Origin of the sequence: Enterococcus sp. BSD2780061688st2 D3 (assembly GCF_005844145.1) — a bacterium.
In the GTDB taxonomy this organism is placed as follows: Bacteria; Bacillota; Bacilli; order Lactobacillales; family Enterococcaceae; genus Enterococcus_B; species Enterococcus_B durans.
The window spans coordinates 365,293-385,703 of the sequence record NZ_SPHN01000001.1 but is presented as its reverse complement, the minus strand read 5'-3'; the positions used below and the strand labels follow the sequence as shown (position 1 = coordinate 385,703).

Genomic DNA, 20,411 nt, shown 5'->3' with positions numbered 1-20,411 from the left:
TTTTGTATATAAAAATTTGAAAAGAGGGAAAAAGATGATTCATAAAAAGGTATTTTTGTATTCAGCAGTAGTGTTAAGTATGGCTAGTTTAGGTGTTGGTGCTGGGAAAAGCGTAGCGAATGCAAGTGAAACAAAAGCTTCTATCAATTATACAGCGCCAAAAGATATGGGTTATACCCCAATTGGTGGCGAGATTAAAGGGTATATGCGTGTCAAACGTTCAGATGGATCGCTCGAATATATGGTTACTCATGATTTTGTCGATAAAAACGGTATCGAAGCTTATTGTATGGACTCTGAGAAGCCTTCTCCAACTGGATATACCTTAGCTTTACAAGGGAAACTTGGTGACGAATTTTATCGGATGTATGAAGCAGGTTATGCTAAAAAAGGCGATTTAAATGGTTTGCCAGTAGCAAATGTTCAGGAAGCGCGATATGCTACACAAGCTGTTTCTTGGCTATTATCAAATAACTATAAAAAAGAAGATATGGTATGGTCTACTCCTGAACGTTCACAAGAAGAAATTGATCGAGTACACAAAGCATTTGATATTATTTGGGATCATGTTCAAAATGGTAAAACGTCTACTGATACAACCTATGATTTGAAAAAGGTCAATGAATCAGAAGATGATATTTACTATAACTATAAGTTCAAATCAGAAGCAAATAAAACGGACGGTAAAGCAAGTGTCAGCTTTGACAAAAAAATTCCCGGCATGCGGATTTTGAACAAAGACGGAAAAGAAATTTCAAAAGACAATTTACCACTTAATCAAGAAATTACCATTCAAATCCCTAAAGGAACACCAACAGGCGAATTGAAAATCACGTCCGAAGGAGATATTAAAGCCGTTCATGTCTTTAAATATGGTGGAGTTTCTGCGGTTCAACCAGCAACTTCTTTACTTAGTGTTGATGATGAGCATAAGACAGATGAGCAGAAAATCAATTGGAAATTAAAAGATATTGTGATTGGAACAACAGCTACCGATAAAGCCGATAATGATAAAGTACTTGCGCCAGATACAACGGCTACGGTTGTTGATGAAGTGTCTTATCAAAATCTGATTGTCGGTAAAGAGTATACTGTTACAGGAAAAGTAATGGATAAGGAAACAGGAAAACCATTAGTAATTAACGGAAAAGAAGTGACTGCTAGCGGTAAATTTACAGCAAAAACACCAAATGGAAAACAGGACGTAGAATTTACGTTTAATACAGCTGGGCTAGATGGTAAAAAGTTAGTTGTCTTTGAAAGTATGTCAACTGATAATAAAGAAGTAGCCACTCATGCGGATATTAACGACGAAGGGCAAACGGTAGAAGTCGATAAAAAGACACCGAAAATTGGTACGACAGCAACGGATAAAGCCGATAAAGATAAAACATTGGCGACCGATCAAAAAGTAACAGTTGTTGATGAAGTATCATATAGTGGTTTGATTGCTGGTAAAGAGTACACTGTCACAGGAATATTAATGGATAAAGAAACAGGAAAACCATTAATGATTGACGGAAAAGAAGTAACTAAAAGTGCTAAATTTACAGCAAAAACTGCGAATGGAAAACAAAATGTCGAATTTACTTTTGATACTGCAGGTTTAGATGATAAAGAGCTAGTTGTTTTTGAAAATCTTTATTTTGGCACGAAAGTAATTGCTACGCATGCGGATATCAATGATAAAGGGCAAACTGTCAAAGTGGATAAGAAAACGCCGAAGATCGGTACAACAGCTACCGATAAAGCGGATAAAGATAAAACACTAGCAAACGATCAAAAAGTAACAGTCAATGATGAAGTTGCCTGTAAAGGATTGGTTGTTGGTAAAGAGTACACTGTTACAGGAAAACTAATGGATAAAGAAACAGGAAAAGCTCTATTAGTGGACGGAAAAGAAGTGACTGGAACAGCCAAATTTGTTGCCAAAACGCCTGACGGCAAGGTAAACGTTGAATTTACGTTTAATACCGCTGGACTAGAAAATAAAGAACTTGTAGCCTTTGAAAGTGTCAAAATTGGCGAAAAAGTGATCGCTACTCATGCGGATTTAAACGATAAAGGACAAACTGTCAAAGTAAATAAACCAGAAACACCATTGCCACAAACTGGATCAGAAAACTATCAATCAAAAGGATTGCTTGGTCTAGCTTTAGCTGGGGTGTCTGCTTTTCTAGTGTCTGCTTATTCCATTATTAAACGCAAAAATACAGCTAAATAAGAGTAAAAAAGGAGTATCGAAAAAATCGGTACTCCTTTTTTATATAAGGAGAAGATGATGAAAAAATTATTTGTACATTGGAAATTGATTGTTGTTTCACTGACTATTTTTTTGATTGCTGGACTTAGTTCTTATTTTTATTTTGGACACCAGCAACAAGAATTAGATAAAACGACTCAAAGCGTTCAAAGTACCGCTATTCAAGCAATGGAGAAAAAGGAGAAACAGCAGAAAAAAACGAACAGTAGTCAGACAACAGGATCAGATTCAACAGACGCAAAACAGAGCAATGAGATCAAAATTAGTGATCCTAAAAAACAACCTGATTATGTTGGTAAAGATGTTGAGCCATTGACTGCGGAAGCAATGAAGAAAGTGAATGCTGAAAAAGTCGTTTCTACTTTTGGAGCTGGCATGATTCAAATTCCTAGTATCAATATGAATCTTCCAATTTTAGAAGGAATGAGCCAAGAAAATTTAAGTGTTGGTGCTGGAACAATGAAACCTAATCAAGAATTGGGAAAAGGCAACTTCACTTTAGCGGGTCATTATATGACAAATGCTGGCTTGCTGTTTGGTGGCATTAAAAACGTGAAAAAAAATGATCTTGTACAAGTTACTTATAAAAATAAAACCATGAATTTCAAGGTCACAAAAGTAAAACAGATTACAGCAGAAGATAATCAAGTGATTTTTGATTCAGAAGGAAATGGGATTTTGACGCTAATTACTTGTGATAGTTCAGTTGCTGGCACTGATGGTCGATTAATGGTTCGTTGTGAGCCAGTTTAGGAGGGTATAGCATGATTTTATTTGTAGGTGGCTATTTATCGGTATTTCGTTTGGAATCGCTGTGACGGCTATTTTATCGGTTGGAAAGTATGAAGACATACGAATGGAAAGAAAAAGTCATTCATAAAGGAATGAGATTAGATGAATATTACTTATTTAGGTTCAGAAATTAAACTTTCTGAGTATCTCTATCGTTATGAAGAAATGGTGCGGTATATTTTGCAAAACTCGAGTTTTGCGGATTTATCGTCTGATCGCTCGAAAGCTTTGTTAAAAGCAGAATTGCGTAAAGCAGAAACAGGTTGGTATGAATTTTATAGTGCTAATCGACGTGGACCCGATTATGCGTATTTGCAGGAACAGATCATTGACTTTGGAACGTCTCGTTCAGATTTATTTGATTGTCGGGACGAAGAATTGACCGAAGATAATTTTGTTCATTATCATATTGAATCCTTAAAATCGGAAAAGCTATTGTCGATTTTCCAATTTGAGGAAGCAGATTTACAGTTTGTTGAGGAATACGAACGAAAACGGGCTTCTGAATATTTCAATGAACGAAATCAATATCTGAAGGGATACGAAAATGATCGGATTTCAGTGAACGAAACCATGCAACGGATCGGTTACCAGCAATTAAGAAAAACCTTTTTATCAGATGAGTTGATTGCTTCTTACCGTAAGAGTGCCAATAAAGGAGGAGCATATGGAACAAAAAGACAATAGGGTAAAGAATAAAATAATTGATTTAATGAAGAAACCGAAATACTGGCAAATTCAAGGGTTAAACATTGTATATATTTTTCAGTATATTAGTTTTTATATTATATCGGCTTTTAGCATAGTCTACTTTTTGGATTTGTATAATGAGGTATTGCTTTCTTATGTGGGCGAAAAATCCGCTCAGATTTTGGTGGAAACGATTATTTACTCCATATTAATTTTTCAATTTGTATTATTAGGTAGTTCATTGTTGAAATCTTCTTCTTGGACAAAAATTATGAGTCGTTTAATCAAGGTAATTGTTTTTTGGCACTTCCCTTATTTTAGAAAGTCATGTCTAATGAACTTAGATTCTGTTTTTTCAGATCGTTTTATTATGTCAGTTGGTGTATGGCTACTGATTTATTTTGTTTGTACTTTATCATTTCACATTTTGTGGAAAAAAATGGAAAAGCAGATTCAAGTTGATATGAGGATAAATAGAGAAGATTTCCATTCTGATGAAAGACCTTTTGAAATTTCAATAGCTGATAAATGGGCTTCGTTTCTAGAAATTAAAAGAATTAGATTGAATTACCTGAATGATGATACTAAGCATAGTGTGCTAGATGGTTATGATATAGATGTGAAAGTGAAGTATTCATTGCTACGTGTTACCTATAACCACAAACTGGCACTGTATATAGAAAACGCTCATAGGAGGATGGCATGAGTGATTTTAAGCAGAAAATGGAGAGGCAACTCGCAGAAGAAAAAAAAGCTAAAATCCAGCGGAAAATCAATGATTATGAATCAGATATAAAAGTGTTAGAGAAAATTGGGAATACTGAAAATACGTTTTTGAAGCTTTCTAAATTCTTTTTTTCTGGAGAGAGAGGATTTAAAGAGTTTTATTACTTTATAGCAGTTTCTCAATTTATTGTATTTCTTTTATTTCGATATATTCATTCTGTTTTTTTCTCAGAAGTTTTAGTATCTAGTCTTATTTTGGTTGGTTTGATTGTATTGATATATTGGAATGTCTCTATTCAAGTTCTTAACCAGTATCTAAATAAATTGATCTATAAAGAGCTTCAAGAATTAGAGACCACTCTGGAAGGTGTAAAAGAACAACTTAGGAGGGAAATAGACAATCAAGGAGGGTAAGATTGATTAGATGAAAATTCGATTTAGCGTTCTTTTATATTGTATTTTATGTGATAAATAAGTTTTTTTAGTATTAATTGATATTTCTTAATAGTTACGGAGGTAATAATTTGAATAGAAAGGTAAGACTTTATTTAGCTAATGCTAAAGAATATAAGCAAGGAAATCGTATATCAAAATGGTTTGATCTACCGATTGCTAAGGAAAAAATCTTTGGAGAACTAGAAATACAAGATGGTGACTTACAGGAAGTATGCCTTCTTTTAGCCTATGAAGCTCCTTTTAAAATTACATTAAGTTATTCACTGAATGATTTGAACTATTTTGCAGAGAGTTTGAAAAATTTGCCTAGCTGGATTTCTAATAATTTAGATGAATTAGTAGGGGGGCGAGGAGATGAGTTTTTATTTGATGTTTTACTATTTGGAGGTAGATGTTTTCAAAAAATAGAAGGAGTGAATAACTATACGAGCTTAGGGAAATATTTAGTTAAAAAATATTTTGATAGTGTAACTAGTTCTGGATTTACTCCTTTTTTAGAAAGACATTTTGATTATGCAGGATTTGCTAAAGAATGTAATGAGTGGAGTTTTGAAGGAGAAAATTATTACTTTATAGATGGTATGTGTATTCAATTCAGTCAAAGTAGGTTGATGTAATGAAAAAACTATTTCAATACCGAGGTAGACGTATTCGCTATTCTAGTAGAAACTTATTGAATTTCTATAGATTTCTTCTTCTGTCACCTGTACTAGTTCTTTTAGGATATTTTGTGGGATACAAACAAATTTATCTTTTGGTGATAGAAAGTGTACAGAAGTGGCAAGCTTATGTGATGCCTGTAGTATTTATTATAGCTTGTTTAATTGGTTCTTTATTATTAATTAATTTACTGATTAAGTGGTCAATTATTCGGTCTGGATATTTCTCAAAAGTGGAACAACGCCAAACCCTTTCTCGTATGTTGATTGATAACAACTATTACACAAAAAAACAAGTCAAAACTAGTGATGGTAAGTTGAAGGAAAAAATCAAATTTCCTAAAGTTTATTTCAAAGCTTCAAAAGAGAGTATATTTGTTTCATTTGAAACTTCTGGAAATAAATTTCAAGAAAAGTTTGAATCTATAGGCGGTTTCCTAGAAACAGCTTTTCATGCTGATAATATTGCTACTGTCGATGAAAAAGGTTTTATTATCTATGAGTTGGTTGTTGATGTTTATGAAAAACGTATATCTATTATAGATATGAAAGCCGATAAAGGAAAAGTACAACTGATGAAGGGGTTGTATTGGTATTTCGACAAAGACCCGCATTTACTTTTAGGAGGCGGAACAGGCGGAGGAAAGACGTTTACTTTACTGTCTTTAATTTATGCTCTTTGCGGAATTGCGGATATTGAGATTTGTGATCCTAAAAATAGTGATTTGATGGCTTTAGGCAAATTACCCTTATTTTCTGGAAAAGTTCACACTGGGAAGGAAGCTATTACCAATTGTTTAAAAACGGGTGTTGAGTTAATGAATAGTCGTTTTGAAATGATGAACAATAGTCCAAAGTATAGTATGGGGAAAAATTATGCCTATTATGGATTAAAGCCTAAATTCATTGTTATTGATGAATTGGCTGCTTTCAAAGCTGAATTAGCAGGAGATTATAAAACTGAGGGAGAATTTGACGAACATTTGTCTCAATTAGTTTTGAAAGGACGTCAATGTGGGATCTTTTTAATTGTTGCTATGCAACGTCCAGATGGAGAATTTATTAAAACAGCTTTACGTGATAATTTCATGTTTCGCATGTCCGTGGGGCGTTTGTCCGAAACAGGCTTATTTATGATTTTTGGAGACGAAAATAAAAATAAGAAATTCAAATTTGTTGAAAAAATTAATGGATTGAAAGTTTATGGTCGTGGTTATGTGGCTCGTGGAGGGGAAATTGCACGTGAATTTTATAGTCCACAAGTCCCTGACTCGTTCGATTTTATCAATGAATTTATCACAATTAGCGATAAATTAGGTTATGAAAGAGTGCCAGAAGATGTGAAAGTAGAGGTATCGAAAAAAATAACTGAGCATTTGGAAAAAGAAGCGCAAGAGGATATTGACAATGTTTTAAACGCAGAAAATGAACTTCTTAATGAATTAAGTAATAAATTTGCTGATTAATTTTTTAGTGAAGGAGGTATTCAAATGTACGATTTTAATGATATTTTGTCTGAACTTGATTATTCTATTTCATTAAAAACTTTAAAATCTTGGTGTATTAAGATTGAAAAAATGACTGATACAAAATTTCAGCGTAGATACGCTAAAAATAGAAACGGAAAGAATTATAGTTACAAAGTTTTTGATAGTTCTCAGCTTGTGCAATTGAAACAGTTATCAGATTTAAGATCAGAAAATAAGCCATTAGATGAAGCTATTTATCAGATTTTCATGTCGGAAGACGGGAAAAGAAAACAAGAAGAAATTGCTTTGTCGAAAATGGAGTTTGAAGAAAGTAAAGCTGATACTAAGAAATTAATTGAATTGACTAAAAAAGCATTACAAGAGAATGCGGATTTAAAAAAACGCATTCTACGGTTAGAAAATTTAGCGAACGTGGAGACTAGTAACCGCTGAAATTGTCGCTGACTTCGTAGTAGGAAAAGGGGTGGCGCCATAAGGCGCACACCTCTTTTCCTACGTGAAACGTAAGTAGTGACGTATATTTCAAGTGTTGCTAGGCGTGCGTGTGGTGGGCTTGTCCCGCCACACGCGATCTACCCCCGTTTTATAACATGGGGGTAGAAATTACAAACCTATTAAAAAAAGTCGCTTACTTGCCTTGTCCCGCAAGGGATTGAGCGCTTTTAAATTTGTCACATTTTTTATTAGCGTTTGTCACATTTTTAAGAAAGAAGGTTTTGATGTTTGAGATGTATTGATTTAAAACGATTCAGAAAGGAGTTGGGCCTAAAACAAAAAGAATTAGCTGATAAATTAGAAATTGAACGTAGTTTGATTTCTAAAATTGAATCGGGGAAGCGAACGATTTCTAAAGAACTGGAAATGAAAATTATTGATAGTCTTCACCTTGATGGTGGCCGAGCTTCTGTTGAAGCGAAAATTGATTTCTTAAGGATTCGTTTTAAGACTTTAGATATAAAGACGATTATTGAAAAACTTTTGCATATGGATATGAATTGGTTTACTCATGAAGAACGTGGTTTTTACCATTACACTGAAACTTTTTCATATGGTTCTATTCGATTATTTAGAAATCCTGAGGATATGAATATGGGAATCATGTTAGATTTGTCGGGTGAAGGTTGCCGTCAACTAGAAGATATTTTTGAGGAAGATAACAACCGTAGCTGGACAGAATTTTTTAGATCATTGTATGATGATGATATTTTTGGAAAAAATATTATCGTTGATACAAAAATTACTCGTATTGATATTGCTCTTGATGAATTGATTGTTGAAGGGAAACCTAATTTTAATCTATATAAATTAAAGGAAAAAATGGAACAGGGGTTAGTAAGTACCACTTTTAAAAATTTTGATTTTAATGGTGGTTTTTCTTTTGAAAAAAATAAGCTGATTAATAAGGGATTGTCTCTGTACTTTGGTAGTCGGCAATCTCCGCTTTATTTTAATTTTTATCAAAAAGATTATGAACTAGCCCGTAAAGAAGGACTTTCAGTCGAAGAAGCGAGAGAAAAATATGAAATAAAAAATAGGTATGAGATAAGGCTTTCTGATGAGAAAGCCTTTTTGTTTGTTGAATACTTTTTATCAAGCGGTGAAAGTTTAGATTGGTTAGTGAAAGAAATTGTTAATGCGTCACTTACTGTTTTTGATATAGAAGATGGTACGAAAGTTTATTGTAAAGAGTGGTATGACGTGATCGATAAATTAGAAGGACTTCGATTATCAGTTCATGCTGAAAAGCCGTCAATTGAAAAAACGTTAAGGTGGCTATCCAATTATTTAGCTCCGTCTCTAAAAATGATTAAGTTAATTGATTTAAGATTAGGAACTAACGAATTGATGGAACGGATTGATTTTGCAGAATTAAAGGAAAAACATGAGGAGTTAATCGATCAAGTCTGTGTTAGTGCAAAAGACTTACTCTTCACTACAGATCAAAATAGCGAAGTACGTAACTACATGGAACAAGAATTTAATTTAGAAGAAGAATATCCATTTTAAAATTGGGAGGTAAAAAAATTGGACGTAAGCAGAGAATTTATTTTAAGGATCACGAGACAATGTGGTTTTGTTAGTGAAAAACTAGAGAAAACAATAGCCACTTTAAATAGGATCATGAAACAGATTGAAGAGCTAGATAAGGAAGGTAATTTAACAATTCCATATCTAAAAAAACGTACAGCAACGGGTATGTCTGAAATTAGTGATCGGCAACATGAAATGAAAAGAAGTGATTATTTATATCCGGAATATGAGGAATTTATGAAGCCAGTAGATAAACTTAGTTGGAGTGATTATTTTTTATCTATTAAAAAATTTAATTTAACCGTTGCTGATTTTAATGATTTTATAGATAGATATAAATATTTCGTTCCTAAAAATAGGGAAAAGATTGAAAACTTAGTAAGAAATGAGCTTCGTAAAAAAGGTTTTATTGTTGATAGTTATTTTGAGGGTGATTACGATACGTGGATTGGTGTTTATGCACGTCCAAAAGATAAACCAACCTATCTTGATCCTGCGACTGCGGAGGAAGCCCGTCTACAGGATAAATATAGAGTAGATGGTTTCAAACAGGATTTTTCGGAATGGTTTGAATGGAAAATAAAAAATGGTGAAATAATTAATCAATTGTAATGTTAGGCAAGTGATACTAAAAGACTTTTGAATTTTAATTTAACAGGAGGTGGTACTAATGCCTATTGTACCTATCTTTAGAGAACAAAGTGACTTTTACAAAAAATATGGTAAGTACTCTATTCCAGATATGCTTAGGCTGCATGGATTTAGTGTATTTGAGAATGATATTGATGATGAAGATATTGTTTATATTGAACAATATAAGCAATTTTTAATGACTAAAGGCATTATTGATGTCCCTATTTATTTTAAGAAAGAGTTTGTGGCTGAATTTCCTTTAGAACATACTAGTCTTTTTGCAGAAGGTTATTATCGTCGGAAACCTACTGGAGAAAAGATGTATAACAGTTATTCCTATTATTTTTATACAGGAGGTTATTACTCACATAAAGGAGTGACGAGGAAAAGAATTTATGCTGAAAGAGTAAATAAAATTACTTTTCTTAAAATATTTGAAGAACATTTAGAAAAAGGTTATTCGTAACTAATATCAAAATCCATAAACAAAAAGGCATGTGAAAAATAACCATGTCTTTTTATTTATTTTGATAATGGAAAAAAATTTAATATTTTTAATGAATTATACCGCAAAAAAGTTATCGGAAAGGAAACTAAGATGGATTTTAAATTTAAAAAGAAGGAAAAAGAGAAAACAGAAAGTGTGCCTAAGAAAAAAGGAATCCAAACAAAAGGAGTGAAACGTGTCGTCATGGGTGGGTTAGTGCTGGTTTTGTTTTCGGGTGTGGGCGCATATATCAAAGCTGGTGCAGTGAGTAACCATATTTCCAAAGTAGAAAAATCAGTTGTGCTATTAAAAAATGACGTTGACGGTTCGAATCAGAAACAAATTTCATTTACTCCAGAATTACAGTTCTTTATGGATCGTTTTGTGGACGAGTACATGAATATTTCCAATGATAATGAAGCCTTTAAGGAACGAGCCCAAAATCTTGAGAAAAATTTCTATGCTGACGGATTAGCAGAAGATGAAGTTTCTTTTTCTGCCAAACGTTCTTTGAAAGAAGCGACGCTGGTGTCATTAAAAAATGTGGACGGTGTGTCAGTTGCCAGCTATCAAGTCAATTATGAGATTGAAACGCCAGTAACAAAGAAGATTGAAGAAAAGCACAAAGACAGTAAAGGAAAAGAAACGACGACGACAAAAGAAGTGACAGATACTAAAAAAGTAGAAGCAACGCAAGTGTTGAATATTCCTTTTAGTACAAAGAACCATGCGTTTTGTGTGGTTGCCTATCCTTATTTTACTGAACCAGTCACAACTAAAGCAAAAGTAAAATCTATTACTTATGATATGGAAAAATTAAAAGCGGTTGATGATGAAACAGACAAAGACGCACAGAAATTTGTTTCTGACTTTCTAACGAAATATTGTGAAAGTTCGTCTGTGGATATGGCGTACATGATGGATAGCCCTGAGGGATTAAATGGGAATTTTACATTAGATAAAGTGGAATCAAAAGTTTATCAAGCGAGTGATGGTTTCATTGTGAAAGCTGATGTCTCTTTGAAAGATAAAGATACGTCGATTTTGCAGAAAGAACAACTAACACTCCATTTAGTGAAAAAATCCGATAAATATTATGTGAAAAAATTAAGTCATACATGGAAGGACAGTGAATAATTGATGGATTTGAAAGGTTTATCAACTTTTATTTTGGAACAGGGAAAATATGTGGTGATTGGAATTATCGTTTTTAACGTAGCCAAACATTTTTCTAAGTCAAAAGTGGCAGGAATCGTGACAGCTTTAGTTCTTGGTGGTTTAGCGTGGTACTTTTTAGGAAATCCTGATAAAGTGCTAGACGCTATTGGAAATGTGCTAAGTAAAGTGTTCGGTGGATAGTATGGATTGGGAAGCTTACAACTATACGTCCATTTTCAAAGAACCTTACCGCATTCAAGATATTCCGAATGTGGTTCGTTTGCCTTTTTCGATTGTTGTAGTAGACGCTGTGACGGCGTGTGTCGTTGCCTTATTGATAAAACTATTTTTAGGCTCTGTGATCGCCACAATGGCAGGAACATTTCAATTTATGTATATGTTGTGCTATGTCGGTATTCCGATTGGGTCAGTGATGTTAATGAATAAAATTCAGCCCGATGGCAAGAAAATTTATTATTTTCTGCTGGATTCACTGATTTATTATTTCACAGTACAATTGCCCGATATTGTTATTTGTGAAGGAAAAAAGTGTAAACGAGAAGAGATTATAGAGTCGATTCAATTTAAATAATTTTCAGGTCGTATGTTGTCGAAGGCATACGACTTTTTCATTAAATAAATTTAGAAAGAAGGAAAAGTATGATTACTGTGGAAAGCCCGCTTAAAGCGTTAAAAGATCATTTAATGTTAAACAATGAAGGGGATATTTGGGGGTATTACGAGGTCACTCCTAAAACAATTTCTCAAAATAATCCCAAAGCCATGCAAGACAATAAAGAAATGATGGCAAGTTTATTGAATCTTTTACGGACGTATGAAGATATTGATTTAACCATGTATCCTAGAACCCTAAATTTAAGAAGTCGATTTGATAAATTAGCCGAAGGATTTGATCCTAAAAGCCGAGAAATTGGCGAGTATTACGCCAATGAAACCATTCATGTGTTAGAACAAGAACTAGGCAATGTTTATCGTCCGTCCTTTTTGCTAGGGGTAAAAATCAAAGATGCTTATATTGCAGAAGATGTAAAGGAATTGGCGAAAAAAATGTCAGACGCTGTTGTTCAAGAAGTTGTTTCTCTGATTGGTTATGAATTGGCTGATCCTAGCACTTTATTTGAACAAGTGAAGCTGGCAGAACAAGAACTGACGCAAATTTTATTTTCTTACTCGATTCGTCCATTGTCTAAAAATGAAATGATCTATGCGAACCGCATGCAATATATCCGAGGAATGAAACATAAGATTGAAGACGAGAATTGTATTACGAATGTACAGAATATCCAGTCTGCTGTTTTAAGTCCTTTGAAAAGGGGAAAAGGGATTTTAAAAATGGAAGATGAATTAGGCGAAAGTTATGTGTCGTTTTTACCTATTGGAAAATTTCCTGACAATATGAAAAATATCAATCTGTTTCAATTTGTGCAGGATTTGCGTTTTCCAGTGGAATTGAGAGTCAAACTACATTATCCCGAAGTCAAAGGGGTAAATGGCGTGTCTACCAAATTAGGGTGGTTAACGAATCGGTTTAAAGAAGAACAACAAGTACAAGAAGCAGAAGGCGGAGAGGCTTCCAGTCGTACGAAGTCCATTCGTTTTTTAGCCAGTACGTTGCGTGAAAAGTTAGAACAAAATCAACCAGTGATGGATTGGCTGGCTTGCTTAGTTGTTTACGGTCAAACAAAAGAAGAAGTAAGAGAACGTTCCTTACAGATTATTAAGTCGTTAGATGATGTAATCAAGGTATACAAAGGAAAAAAGGATCAGTTTTCGTTGTTTTATAAAATGGCAATGGGTCAAGAATTGGGGGCGCAAAAGCATTGGGTACAGCGTACGACGTGTGAAGCAGTCGCAGAATTGTTGTTTGCGACAATTGAAGAGCTAGGAATGAGTTCAGGAAATTACATTGGGCGATTAGATGTATTGGGTACAGAAGGCTCTAGGGGCGAAAAAACGCCATTAGAAGAGTTTATCTATGCGTCTAATAAATATGTCTTTCTGAATCCTTTAGCGATCGCAGAGGGGATCACAGGGGCATTATATGACGCTCCCCATATTGCGGTAACTGGTAAAACAGGGAAAGGAAAATCGTTTTTAGTTGGCTTGCTCTTTCTATATAGTTCCTTTTTAGACGTGCAAAGTTTGTTTGTAGATCCAAAAGGTGAAAAAAGAAAATGGTTTAAGAAAGTGATCCATGATCCCTACTATCAAGAAAACTATCCTTTATTTGTGAAGCACTTGGAAAGCTTTAACTATGTGACGTTAGACGCTTCAAAGAAAAGTAATTATGGGGTACTTGATCCAATGATTTATCTTGATCGGAACAATGCGAAACAAGTAGCGCAAGATATGATTGACGAATTAAGCCCATTGAAAAATAATTTTTTGTTAAAAGGGGCGGTACTTAGTTCTATTGAACAAGTGCTAAACCAGCGAGATCAACATGAAACAGTGGGGTTAATGAATGTGATTGACTTGTTACGTTCGCACGAGAACAAAACAGTCAAGGAATATGGCGATTTTCTTTACTTAACGATTAATGATTCCATTTTACGATTAGGCTTCTCCTATGGCGAAAACGCTGGACTGAGTTTCCATGAGAAAGTCACGATTTTAGAAATTCAAGATTTAAAATTGCCAAAAGATGGGCTTGATCCTTCGTTGTATAGTGACGCTGACAGGAAATCTTTGTGCTTAATGATTAGTCTAGGACGTTTTTGTGAAATGTTTGGAAAACGAGATATCTCGCATAAAACAGCGATTTATTTTACAGAAGCTTGGGTCTTTAACAAGTCAAACTCTGGACGTGCGATTATTAGTGCAATGGCTCGTGTCGGTCGTTCACAGATGAATCAATTGGTTTTAGATACGCAGTTTATTGATGACTTAGGGTCTGATGATGAAAAAGGGAATTTTGGTGTGGTTTTTGCTTTTGATGAAGATAGCGAACGAGAAAAAATTCTCCACCATTTAGGACTTGAAGTGAATGAGAAAAACTTGAAAGAAATGAAACGAATGATTAAAGGGCAGTGTTGGATGCGTGATCCCTATGGACGGTTTGGCAAACTGAATGTTCATTGTCCGTTTGAAGAAATGGCAGCCGCACTCAAAACAACAGAAAAAACAAGTAATAGTGAAGCAGAAGAACAGGTGGCATAGGAGGTGCTTTTGTGAAGTTCTTAAAAAAACTGAATATAGGTAAAAGGAAAGCTTTGTTTCTGACTGGAACAGGGCTTTTTTACTTATTGATTCGCACAGTGCCAGCGTTGGCAGTAGGAAAGAATTTAACAGATATTTACAAGGTAGGAACGTATCATATTGATACGTTTTCTTCTTACATGGTAGATGCTGATTTTTCTTTAACCAGTGTGATCTTTGGCGATACTGGGGTTGCTTTCTTCAAAATGATTTCTAATGGTGGTTTTTATGTAGACAAATTGATGTGGCAAGTAAACGACGCGATTATTGAGAAATTATATAAAGGAGCAGAGATGGATAGTATTATCCATAATTTTTTCACTTTCTCCCAAAATATCTATAATAGTTTATTTAATGTGTTCGGGTTAACTTTAATTGGTGTTTATGTGTTGTACGTGTTTTATTTAAAGATGTTTAAGTCGCCACAACGTGCAACAAGTGCGTTTGTAAAAATGTGTCTGGTGGTTGGATTTTCAGTTGTTTGGTTCGGTCATGGAAATGTGGCGAGTCAAGGCGAAAAATTTACCAAAAATATTGATACTTGTTCGACTTCTGTAGAAGGACTGATTTTTCAGGCAACGAACGGTGTAGAAGGGCTGGAAGTTGCGACAAATAGTGATGATGCCATTAAACAAATTCGGAATATGTATTATCAAAAAGCGGTGGTTGATCCGTATTTGTTGTTAAACTACGGAACCACTAATTTACAAGAATTAGATAATGCTGGGATTGATCCAGCAGAGTTTTTGAGTAAAAAATATACAGATAAAGATAAAAAAACTATTGATACGAATCTGGGTGAAGCTAAAAAAGAGGACAAAAATGAAACCTATCGTCAGTATATCAAGCCTGAAATGGGTCTGTATAAAGCAGTAATCGGTGTGGCTACACCAGTGTTAAATATGACAATTGGTAATCCTATTTTAATGATTGGAATGGTTCGTTTTATCTTCCAATTAGGAGCTATGCTGATGTTGATTGCTCTTCCTTTTCTTCTCCTTCTGTCTTTTTTCCCAACCTTAGATTATTTGCTTTTTAAAGGGGTTCGTTCATTTGTTGGATTTATGTTTCAGAAATCCATTTATAGTGTATTAATCTTAGTCGCATTTTTAGTGTTCAATGTCGTGGATACGTTGATTCCTATGGGGACGATCGTTTCCTTTATTGTCAATATGATGATTAAAGGAATCATTGGATTGATTGCTTTCTTTAAACGAAAAGCTATTTTACAAAAGCTAGGACTAGGTCAAGCAGATGCGACGCTTCGTTCGGTGAAGCATGGTGCTAAACAAGCGAAACAGGAAACAAAAGAGCGAGTTCGTTCGGGGATTGATCGGACGCAAAAATTAGCGTTAAAAACAGCGTCAGTCGCTGGTTATGGCTATCGTGGGGGAAAAGCTACGATTAATGGGATTCAATCCTTGAATCGTAACTTGCAGAACCTTAAAAATCGTCCAAATGAAGCTAAGTCGACTAATGGTCGCGTCATTAATCCTATGGAAATTGGTATGCGAAATAAACAACAAATTCCATATTCAGGTAAGAAAGTGATTTATGGGAATCACATAAAAGGACAACCTTCTAATTTAAACAAAGAAGGTGTGATTGCTCCTGTAGAGTTACCATTTAATCCGATGAAAAATCGAACGGTGCAAAATGGAGAACAAAGTCAAAAAATGAGTCCGCCAAGATTAATGACGTTAACTCGTAACCCTATCAATTATGCAGGACAAAAAATTCCATTGATTAATCGAACGATACCACGTGTAACATTGGATTCTAGTTATAGTCAGCCACGTGAAAATGTGCGTCGTTTGAATCATAGCAACGTCAGAATAACACGAATACCAATTGATCGCACAGGGCAAAAAATTCCTTTAACCAATCCATATACGCCACATTTAATATTGGATAAAAAAGTCCATTCAGATGTCAAACAAATTCAAAATGTAACGAATCAATACCGAAAAGAAGTTCAGCCGATAGAGGAAAAAGTGATAAAGAAAAAACAAGTCCGAACTTTGCCGAGCGGACGTACACCACAAAGAAAGCTAGGTGGCGTTTATGAAAAATAAAGGCTGTTTTGGTTGCTTCGGTTGTCTCGGGTTACTTGTTCTTCTTGTCATGTCGTTTTTGTTGTTTTTCTTAGGTATAGATGATTCTGATACAAGTGGATCAACTGCTGGTGGGACAGAATTTAATGGTGTATATACGGAAGATTTACCTTCTTATCCTAAAATCAAAGGAGTTGGGAATGTACCTGATGAAATCGCACAATTAGCGGTAGGATCGGCTGTAAAGTATCACTTATTGCCGAGTGTCATAATTAGTCAATGGGCTTATGAAAGCGAATGGGGTCATTCTGCGTCTGCTAAAAACGACAATAATTTTTTCGGAATCACTTGGTTTGAAGGGTGTCCTTTTCCGAAAGGGACAGCTCGTGGTGTCGGCGGTTCAGAAGGTGGAAATTACATGAAATTTCCGAATAAAAAATCAGCCTTTAGTTATTATGGCTACATGGTCGCTTCTCAAACTAATTTTAATGCGTGTGTAGGAAACAAAAGTCCAGAACAATGCTTGTTGACGTTAGGGCGCGGGGGATATGCTTCGGCTGGAATTTCAATCAATAGTCCTTACTTTACAGGGTGCATGTCCATTATTAAGTCGAATAATCTGACCCAGTATGATGATTTTGCGATCAAAAATTGGAAAGACTTTGGTGGGAATACAGGTGGTACAGTTGGTGGTGGCTGGGGATGGCCATTTCCAGACGTTGGTCAAGGATCATTTTCTGGCGGACAACTGTTCGGAAAAAATGCAGGTGGAGAGTTTCGAGAAAATGGGTGGCACGATGGACTTGATTTTGGTTCAGTCGATCACCCGGGAGCTGAAATTCATGCGGTGCACGGCGGAACCGTTACGTATGTTGGCAATCCTAATATTGGGGGACTGGGTGCGTGTGTAATCGTCATTAACGACAGTGGTTTAAATATGGTTTACCAAGAATTCGCTACAAGTACCAGCAATGCGAAGGTTAAAGTAGGCGATAAGGTCAAATTGGGAGACGTAATCGGCATACGTGATACAGAACATTTGCATTTAGGAATCACGAAAAAAGATTGGTTACAAGCGGAATCGAGTGCGTTTACTGATGATGGGACGTGGCTTGATCCATTAAAAATTATCACTACTGGTAAATATTAATTGTTCGCTTTTTGTGTTTGATTTTTTCTATTTTTCTTGACTACAGTTGGAAAATAAATGCAAAAAGCGAATATTATTTTTGAAGTCAAATTTTTGGAAAAGAGGGAAATAATGAAACGAATTACTTGTATCATTTTATTGTTGATCGGTCTTCTATTTGTTGGAGTGAAGTATCATGAATTACAAGAAAAGTATCACGATCAAGAAGCTACAATTACGAAGTTAAAAAAAGAAAAAAGTGAGAAGTCAATTGTCATATCTGAGCCACAAACTGATAGTAACAGAGAAAAAGATGGTAAAACAAAAGAAAAAGAAGTTCTGGAATCTTTTGTGGACGCTTATGTTAATTTCCAGTCTATAGATGATCGAAATCAATCAGTGATGGATTTTGTAACAAAAGATTGTCAAAAAGAAAATGCGCTTGATATAAAAGTTCATGCGGATTTTGATAGTAAGGGAACGATTGAAAGTAGCTATCAAAGTATATCTGATCCAGATAGTTTTATTGTGTTAGGAAAAGAAGAAAGTCGTGGAGCGTCTCATGCCTTCTTGATGAATGTTCATTTTACCAATGACAAAATAGATTCTTATACTTACAAATATATGGCACAAAACTAAATGAGGTTTGTTATAATAAGATAAAAAGGAGTTTTTTCAATGAAACGTTTCGTAGGTGTTGCTTTGTTATTAATCTCTTTAGGGATTTTTGGGGCTTGTGGTAGTCAAACCAATAAACTTGATGAGAAGGCGCAAAAAGCGGAAAAAGAGGTGCTTAGTTATTGGAATGAACTACACAAAGAAAAACGAGAAGAAGAACATGGTTCTACATTTGAAGGAAAGCTAACAGAGAAAGATGTAGAAAAAGTTTATTACTCTGGAAAAGATTTTAATGAGTATATTTTTGTCACAAAAGTTCCATTGTATTCTGATCCTCAATTAAAGGAAAAAGAAAATGAAATTACTAATTACTATATGTATAAAAATGGTGATTCAAATTTAATTAGTGATAAAGAATTTGAACAATTGATTAAAGATAAAAGTAGTAATTTCGTGAAAATTTACGAAGCTGATTAAATAATATAGAATAAAAATAACAAGACAACACTACTATTTTTAGTAGTGTTCTTTTTTGTTTGAATAAAAAATGAGGTGTTTAAATGGTAGTTATAACAAAAAATGAATTAATGAGACTAGGATATGGAAAGTATCAGTCTGAAGGAATCATACGACAAGCAAAAGCAATTATGGTTTCAAAAGGTTATACCTATTATGAAAATAGAAGATTGGGACTGGTGCCTGTTGAATCTGTAGAAGAAGTTTTAGGTATGAAGATAGAGGTAGCGGAGGATTTGCAGAATCATGGTTAATTTTAAAAAAGATAACAATGGGAAATATTATTTTACTGCTAGTTTGGGATTCGACAAACGAACAGGAAAAAGAGTACAAAAAAAACGGAGAGGGTTTAAAACAATTAAAGAAGCAAAAAAAGCGTACGCCGAACTTGTTTCTAATTATGGAAAAGAAGCAGAAACTTCTCAAAGCACTATGCTATTTGAGGAGTTTTTTTATAAATTATTCCTACCTTATTATCAAGGGAAAGTGGAAGAAAGGACATATAAAAATCGGTTATCTACAATCAAAAAAACTTTCTCTTATTTCTTTAAAATGGAGTTAAGAGAAATACGACCAATTGACATTCAAAAGTGGCAAAATAGTTTATTGAGCAAATATAAAAACTCTTATGTAAGAAACATATATGGGATTTTCCAGATGTCATTAGATCGAGCAGTTGTTTTGGGATTACTTGAAAAGAATCCTGCAAAAATTATTGGAAATGTGAAGAAAAAGAAAACTACAGTTGATTTTTGGACAAAAGAAGAATTTGAAAAAGTCATTTCAACTTTTTATATTAATGATTTGTACCAACATTTTGGTTTTATTTGTATTTGGTTACTTTTTATGACCGGTATGCGTTTGGGAGAAGCCACTGCATTAGGTTGGAAAGATATTGATTTTGAAAATAAAAACTTGCGTGTGAATAAAACACTTTATTATAAGAATGCCAAAACCTATGAGTTTGTAGAACCAAAAACAGCTTCTAGTATCCGTACAATCGAACTAGATGATGATACAATTGCTTTTTTAAAAGCTTGGAAGGAACGTCAAGACTCAATAGGAGGTATGTCGTTTGTACTTTCTTATAATGGAACACCAACTCAGAAATATACAATCCGTCATATTATGAGAAGACATGCAACACTTGCTGGTGTTCATATGATCCGCATACATGGGTTAAGGCACAGTCATGCTTCTTTGCTTATATCACAACAAAAAGATGCACTTCGAATTAAGGAAAGGTTAGGACATGCTGATGTACAAACGACTTTAGGAACTTATGGTCATTTGTATCCAAATTCATTGAGAGAGATAGCGAATGATTTGACTGGATCTATCCAAACTAATTTTTCTAAAAGCAACCTGACACCTGAAACTAAGAATCAGTTTACGACAGATAAAAAAAGGAATAATGAACACAAGTGTGACCAAACTGTGACCACACCAAAAGAAAAACGCTAGAAAACCTATAATATAGGCATTTCTAG

21 protein-coding genes are annotated in these 20,411 nt (G+C 34.4%); all 21 read left to right on the top strand.

What is annotated here, in order from left to right:
• Positions 1-34 precede the first annotated feature (34 nt).
• The gene (locus FGQ66_RS01790) at positions 35-2,224 is read left to right on the top strand and encodes a VaFE repeat-containing surface-anchored protein (protein WP_138301495.1); all 2,190 of its coding nucleotides are present in this window, start codon (positions 35-37) and stop codon (positions 2,222-2,224) included.
• Positions 2,225-2,281: 57 nt separating this feature from the next.
• A complete protein-coding gene (locus FGQ66_RS01785; protein ID WP_230315184.1) occupies positions 2,282-3,016 on the top strand; it encodes a class A sortase in 735 nt (244 codons plus the stop codon).
• Positions 3,017-3,157: 141 nt separating this feature from the next.
• Positions 3,158-3,742, top strand: a complete 585-nt coding sequence (locus FGQ66_RS01780; protein WP_138301492.1) for a hypothetical protein — start codon at positions 3,158-3,160, stop codon at positions 3,740-3,742.
• Positions 3,723-4,451, top strand: coding sequence for a hypothetical protein (locus tag FGQ66_RS01775; RefSeq protein ID WP_138301491.1), 729 nt, complete (start codon positions 3,723-3,725; stop codon positions 4,449-4,451). Before FGQ66_RS01780 ends, FGQ66_RS01775 begins: the two co-directional genes overlap by 20 nt.
• A complete protein-coding gene (locus FGQ66_RS01770) occupies positions 4,448-4,885 on the top strand; it encodes a hypothetical protein (protein ID WP_138301490.1) in 438 nt (145 codons plus the stop codon). The genes FGQ66_RS01775 and FGQ66_RS01770 overlap by 4 nt, the downstream gene beginning before the upstream one ends.
• Positions 4,886-4,995: 110 nt before the next feature.
• On the top strand, positions 4,996-5,544 hold the full coding sequence (locus FGQ66_RS01765; RefSeq protein ID WP_138301488.1) for an antirestriction protein ArdA: 549 nt from the start codon (positions 4,996-4,998) through the stop codon (positions 5,542-5,544).
• Positions 5,544-7,052, top strand: coding sequence for a cell division protein FtsK (locus FGQ66_RS01760; protein WP_138301487.1), 1,509 nt, complete (start codon positions 5,544-5,546; stop codon positions 7,050-7,052). Before FGQ66_RS01765 ends, FGQ66_RS01760 begins: the two co-directional genes overlap by 1 nt.
• Positions 7,053-7,076: 24 nt before the next feature.
• Positions 7,077-7,508: a hypothetical protein gene (locus tag FGQ66_RS01755; protein WP_138301486.1), complete on the top strand. Its 432-nt coding sequence runs from the start codon at positions 7,077-7,079 to the stop codon at positions 7,506-7,508.
• 291 nt (positions 7,509-7,799) lie between these two features.
• Positions 7,800-9,083 carry an XRE family transcriptional regulator gene (locus FGQ66_RS01750; protein WP_138301484.1) on the top strand — a complete coding sequence of 428 codons (1,284 nt, stop codon included), beginning with the start codon at positions 7,800-7,802 and terminating at the stop codon, positions 9,081-9,083.
• Positions 9,084-9,101: 18 nt separating this feature from the next.
• Complete coding sequence (locus FGQ66_RS01745) at positions 9,102-9,719, top strand: Phi-29-like late activator (protein WP_138301482.1); 618 nt, start codon at positions 9,102-9,104, stop codon at positions 9,717-9,719.
• A gap of 58 nt (positions 9,720-9,777) precedes the next feature.
• A complete protein-coding gene (locus FGQ66_RS01740; protein WP_171024542.1) occupies positions 9,778-10,206 on the top strand; it encodes a hypothetical protein in 429 nt (142 codons plus the stop codon).
• Positions 10,207-10,338: 132 nt separating this feature from the next.
• A complete protein-coding gene (locus FGQ66_RS01735; protein WP_138301478.1) occupies positions 10,339-11,364 on the top strand; it encodes a conjugal transfer protein in 1,026 nt (341 codons plus the stop codon).
• A gap of 3 nt (positions 11,365-11,367) precedes the next feature.
• Positions 11,368-11,586, top strand: coding sequence for a TcpD family membrane protein (locus tag FGQ66_RS01730; RefSeq protein ID WP_138301565.1), 219 nt, complete (start codon positions 11,368-11,370; stop codon positions 11,584-11,586).
• Between the two features lies 1 nt (position 11,587).
• Positions 11,588-11,977 carry a TcpE family conjugal transfer membrane protein gene (locus FGQ66_RS01725; protein ID WP_138301476.1) on the top strand — a complete coding sequence of 130 codons (390 nt, stop codon included), beginning with the start codon at positions 11,588-11,590 and terminating at the stop codon, positions 11,975-11,977.
• A 68-nt stretch (positions 11,978-12,045) separates the two neighbouring features.
• Positions 12,046-14,565, top strand: a complete 2,520-nt coding sequence (locus FGQ66_RS01720) for an ATP-binding protein (RefSeq protein ID WP_138301474.1) — start codon at positions 12,046-12,048, stop codon at positions 14,563-14,565.
• Positions 14,566-14,576: 11 nt separating this feature from the next.
• Positions 14,577-16,679 (top strand): CD3337/EF1877 family mobilome membrane protein, encoded by a 2,103-nt coding sequence (locus FGQ66_RS01715; protein WP_138301472.1) that lies wholly within the window; start codon positions 14,577-14,579, stop codon positions 16,677-16,679.
• A gap of 49 nt (positions 16,680-16,728) precedes the next feature.
• Positions 16,729-17,808: a glucosaminidase domain-containing protein gene (locus FGQ66_RS01710; protein WP_412766603.1), complete on the top strand. Its 1,080-nt coding sequence runs from the start codon at positions 16,729-16,731 to the stop codon at positions 17,806-17,808.
• Between the two features lie 111 nt (positions 17,809-17,919).
• A complete protein-coding gene (locus FGQ66_RS01705) occupies positions 17,920-18,426 on the top strand; it encodes an EF0163 family protein (RefSeq protein ID WP_138301468.1) in 507 nt (168 codons plus the stop codon).
• A gap of 39 nt (positions 18,427-18,465) precedes the next feature.
• Entirely contained in the window at positions 18,466-18,882 is a 417-nt protein-coding gene (locus FGQ66_RS01700) for a hypothetical protein (RefSeq protein WP_138301466.1), read from the top strand.
• 83 nt (positions 18,883-18,965) lie between these two features.
• Entirely contained in the window at positions 18,966-19,175 is a 210-nt protein-coding gene (locus tag FGQ66_RS01695; RefSeq protein WP_086327818.1) for a DUF3173 domain-containing protein, read from the top strand.
• Complete coding sequence (locus tag FGQ66_RS01690) at positions 19,168-20,385, top strand: site-specific integrase (RefSeq protein WP_138301464.1); 1,218 nt, start codon at positions 19,168-19,170, stop codon at positions 20,383-20,385. The genes FGQ66_RS01695 and FGQ66_RS01690 overlap by 8 nt, the downstream gene beginning before the upstream one ends.
• The last annotated feature ends 26 nt before the right edge of the window (positions 20,386-20,411 follow it).

Bases quoted from the DNA above. Each gene is read 5' to 3' on its own strand.
- FGQ66_RS01790 (WP_138301495.1), top strand. From the start codon at position 35: ATGATTCATAAAAAGGTATTTTTGTATTCAGCAGTAGTGTTAAGTATG.
- FGQ66_RS01785 (WP_230315184.1), top strand. From the start codon at position 2,282: ATGAAAAAATTATTTGTACATTGGAAATTGATTGTTGTTTCACTGACT.
- FGQ66_RS01780 (WP_138301492.1), top strand. From the start codon at position 3,158: ATGAATATTACTTATTTAGGTTCAGAAATTAAACTTTCTGAGTATCTC.
- FGQ66_RS01775 (WP_138301491.1), top strand. From the start codon at position 3,723: ATGGAACAAAAAGACAATAGGGTAAAGAATAAAATAATTGATTTAATG.
- FGQ66_RS01770 (WP_138301490.1), top strand. From the start codon at position 4,448: ATGAGTGATTTTAAGCAGAAAATGGAGAGGCAACTCGCAGAAGAAAAA.
- FGQ66_RS01760 (WP_138301487.1), top strand. From the start codon at position 5,544: ATGAAAAAACTATTTCAATACCGAGGTAGACGTATTCGCTATTCTAGT.
- FGQ66_RS01755 (WP_138301486.1), top strand. From the start codon at position 7,077: ATGTACGATTTTAATGATATTTTGTCTGAACTTGATTATTCTATTTCA.
- FGQ66_RS01740 (WP_171024542.1), top strand. From the start codon at position 9,778: ATGCCTATTGTACCTATCTTTAGAGAACAAAGTGACTTTTACAAAAAA.
- FGQ66_RS01735 (WP_138301478.1), top strand. From the start codon at position 10,339: ATGGATTTTAAATTTAAAAAGAAGGAAAAAGAGAAAACAGAAAGTGTG.
- FGQ66_RS01730 (WP_138301565.1), top strand. From the start codon at position 11,368: ATGGATTTGAAAGGTTTATCAACTTTTATTTTGGAACAGGGAAAATAT.
- FGQ66_RS01725 (WP_138301476.1), top strand. From the start codon at position 11,588: ATGGATTGGGAAGCTTACAACTATACGTCCATTTTCAAAGAACCTTAC.
- FGQ66_RS01720 (WP_138301474.1), top strand. From the start codon at position 12,046: ATGATTACTGTGGAAAGCCCGCTTAAAGCGTTAAAAGATCATTTAATG.
- FGQ66_RS01710 (WP_412766603.1), top strand. From the start codon at position 16,729: ATGTCGTTTTTGTTGTTTTTCTTAGGTATAGATGATTCTGATACAAGT.
- FGQ66_RS01705 (WP_138301468.1), top strand. From the start codon at position 17,920: ATGAAACGAATTACTTGTATCATTTTATTGTTGATCGGTCTTCTATTT.
- FGQ66_RS01700 (WP_138301466.1), top strand. From the start codon at position 18,466: ATGAAACGTTTCGTAGGTGTTGCTTTGTTATTAATCTCTTTAGGGATT.
- FGQ66_RS01695 (WP_086327818.1), top strand. From the start codon at position 18,966: ATGGTAGTTATAACAAAAAATGAATTAATGAGACTAGGATATGGAAAG.
- FGQ66_RS01690 (WP_138301464.1), top strand. From the start codon at position 19,168: ATGGTTAATTTTAAAAAAGATAACAATGGGAAATATTATTTTACTGCT.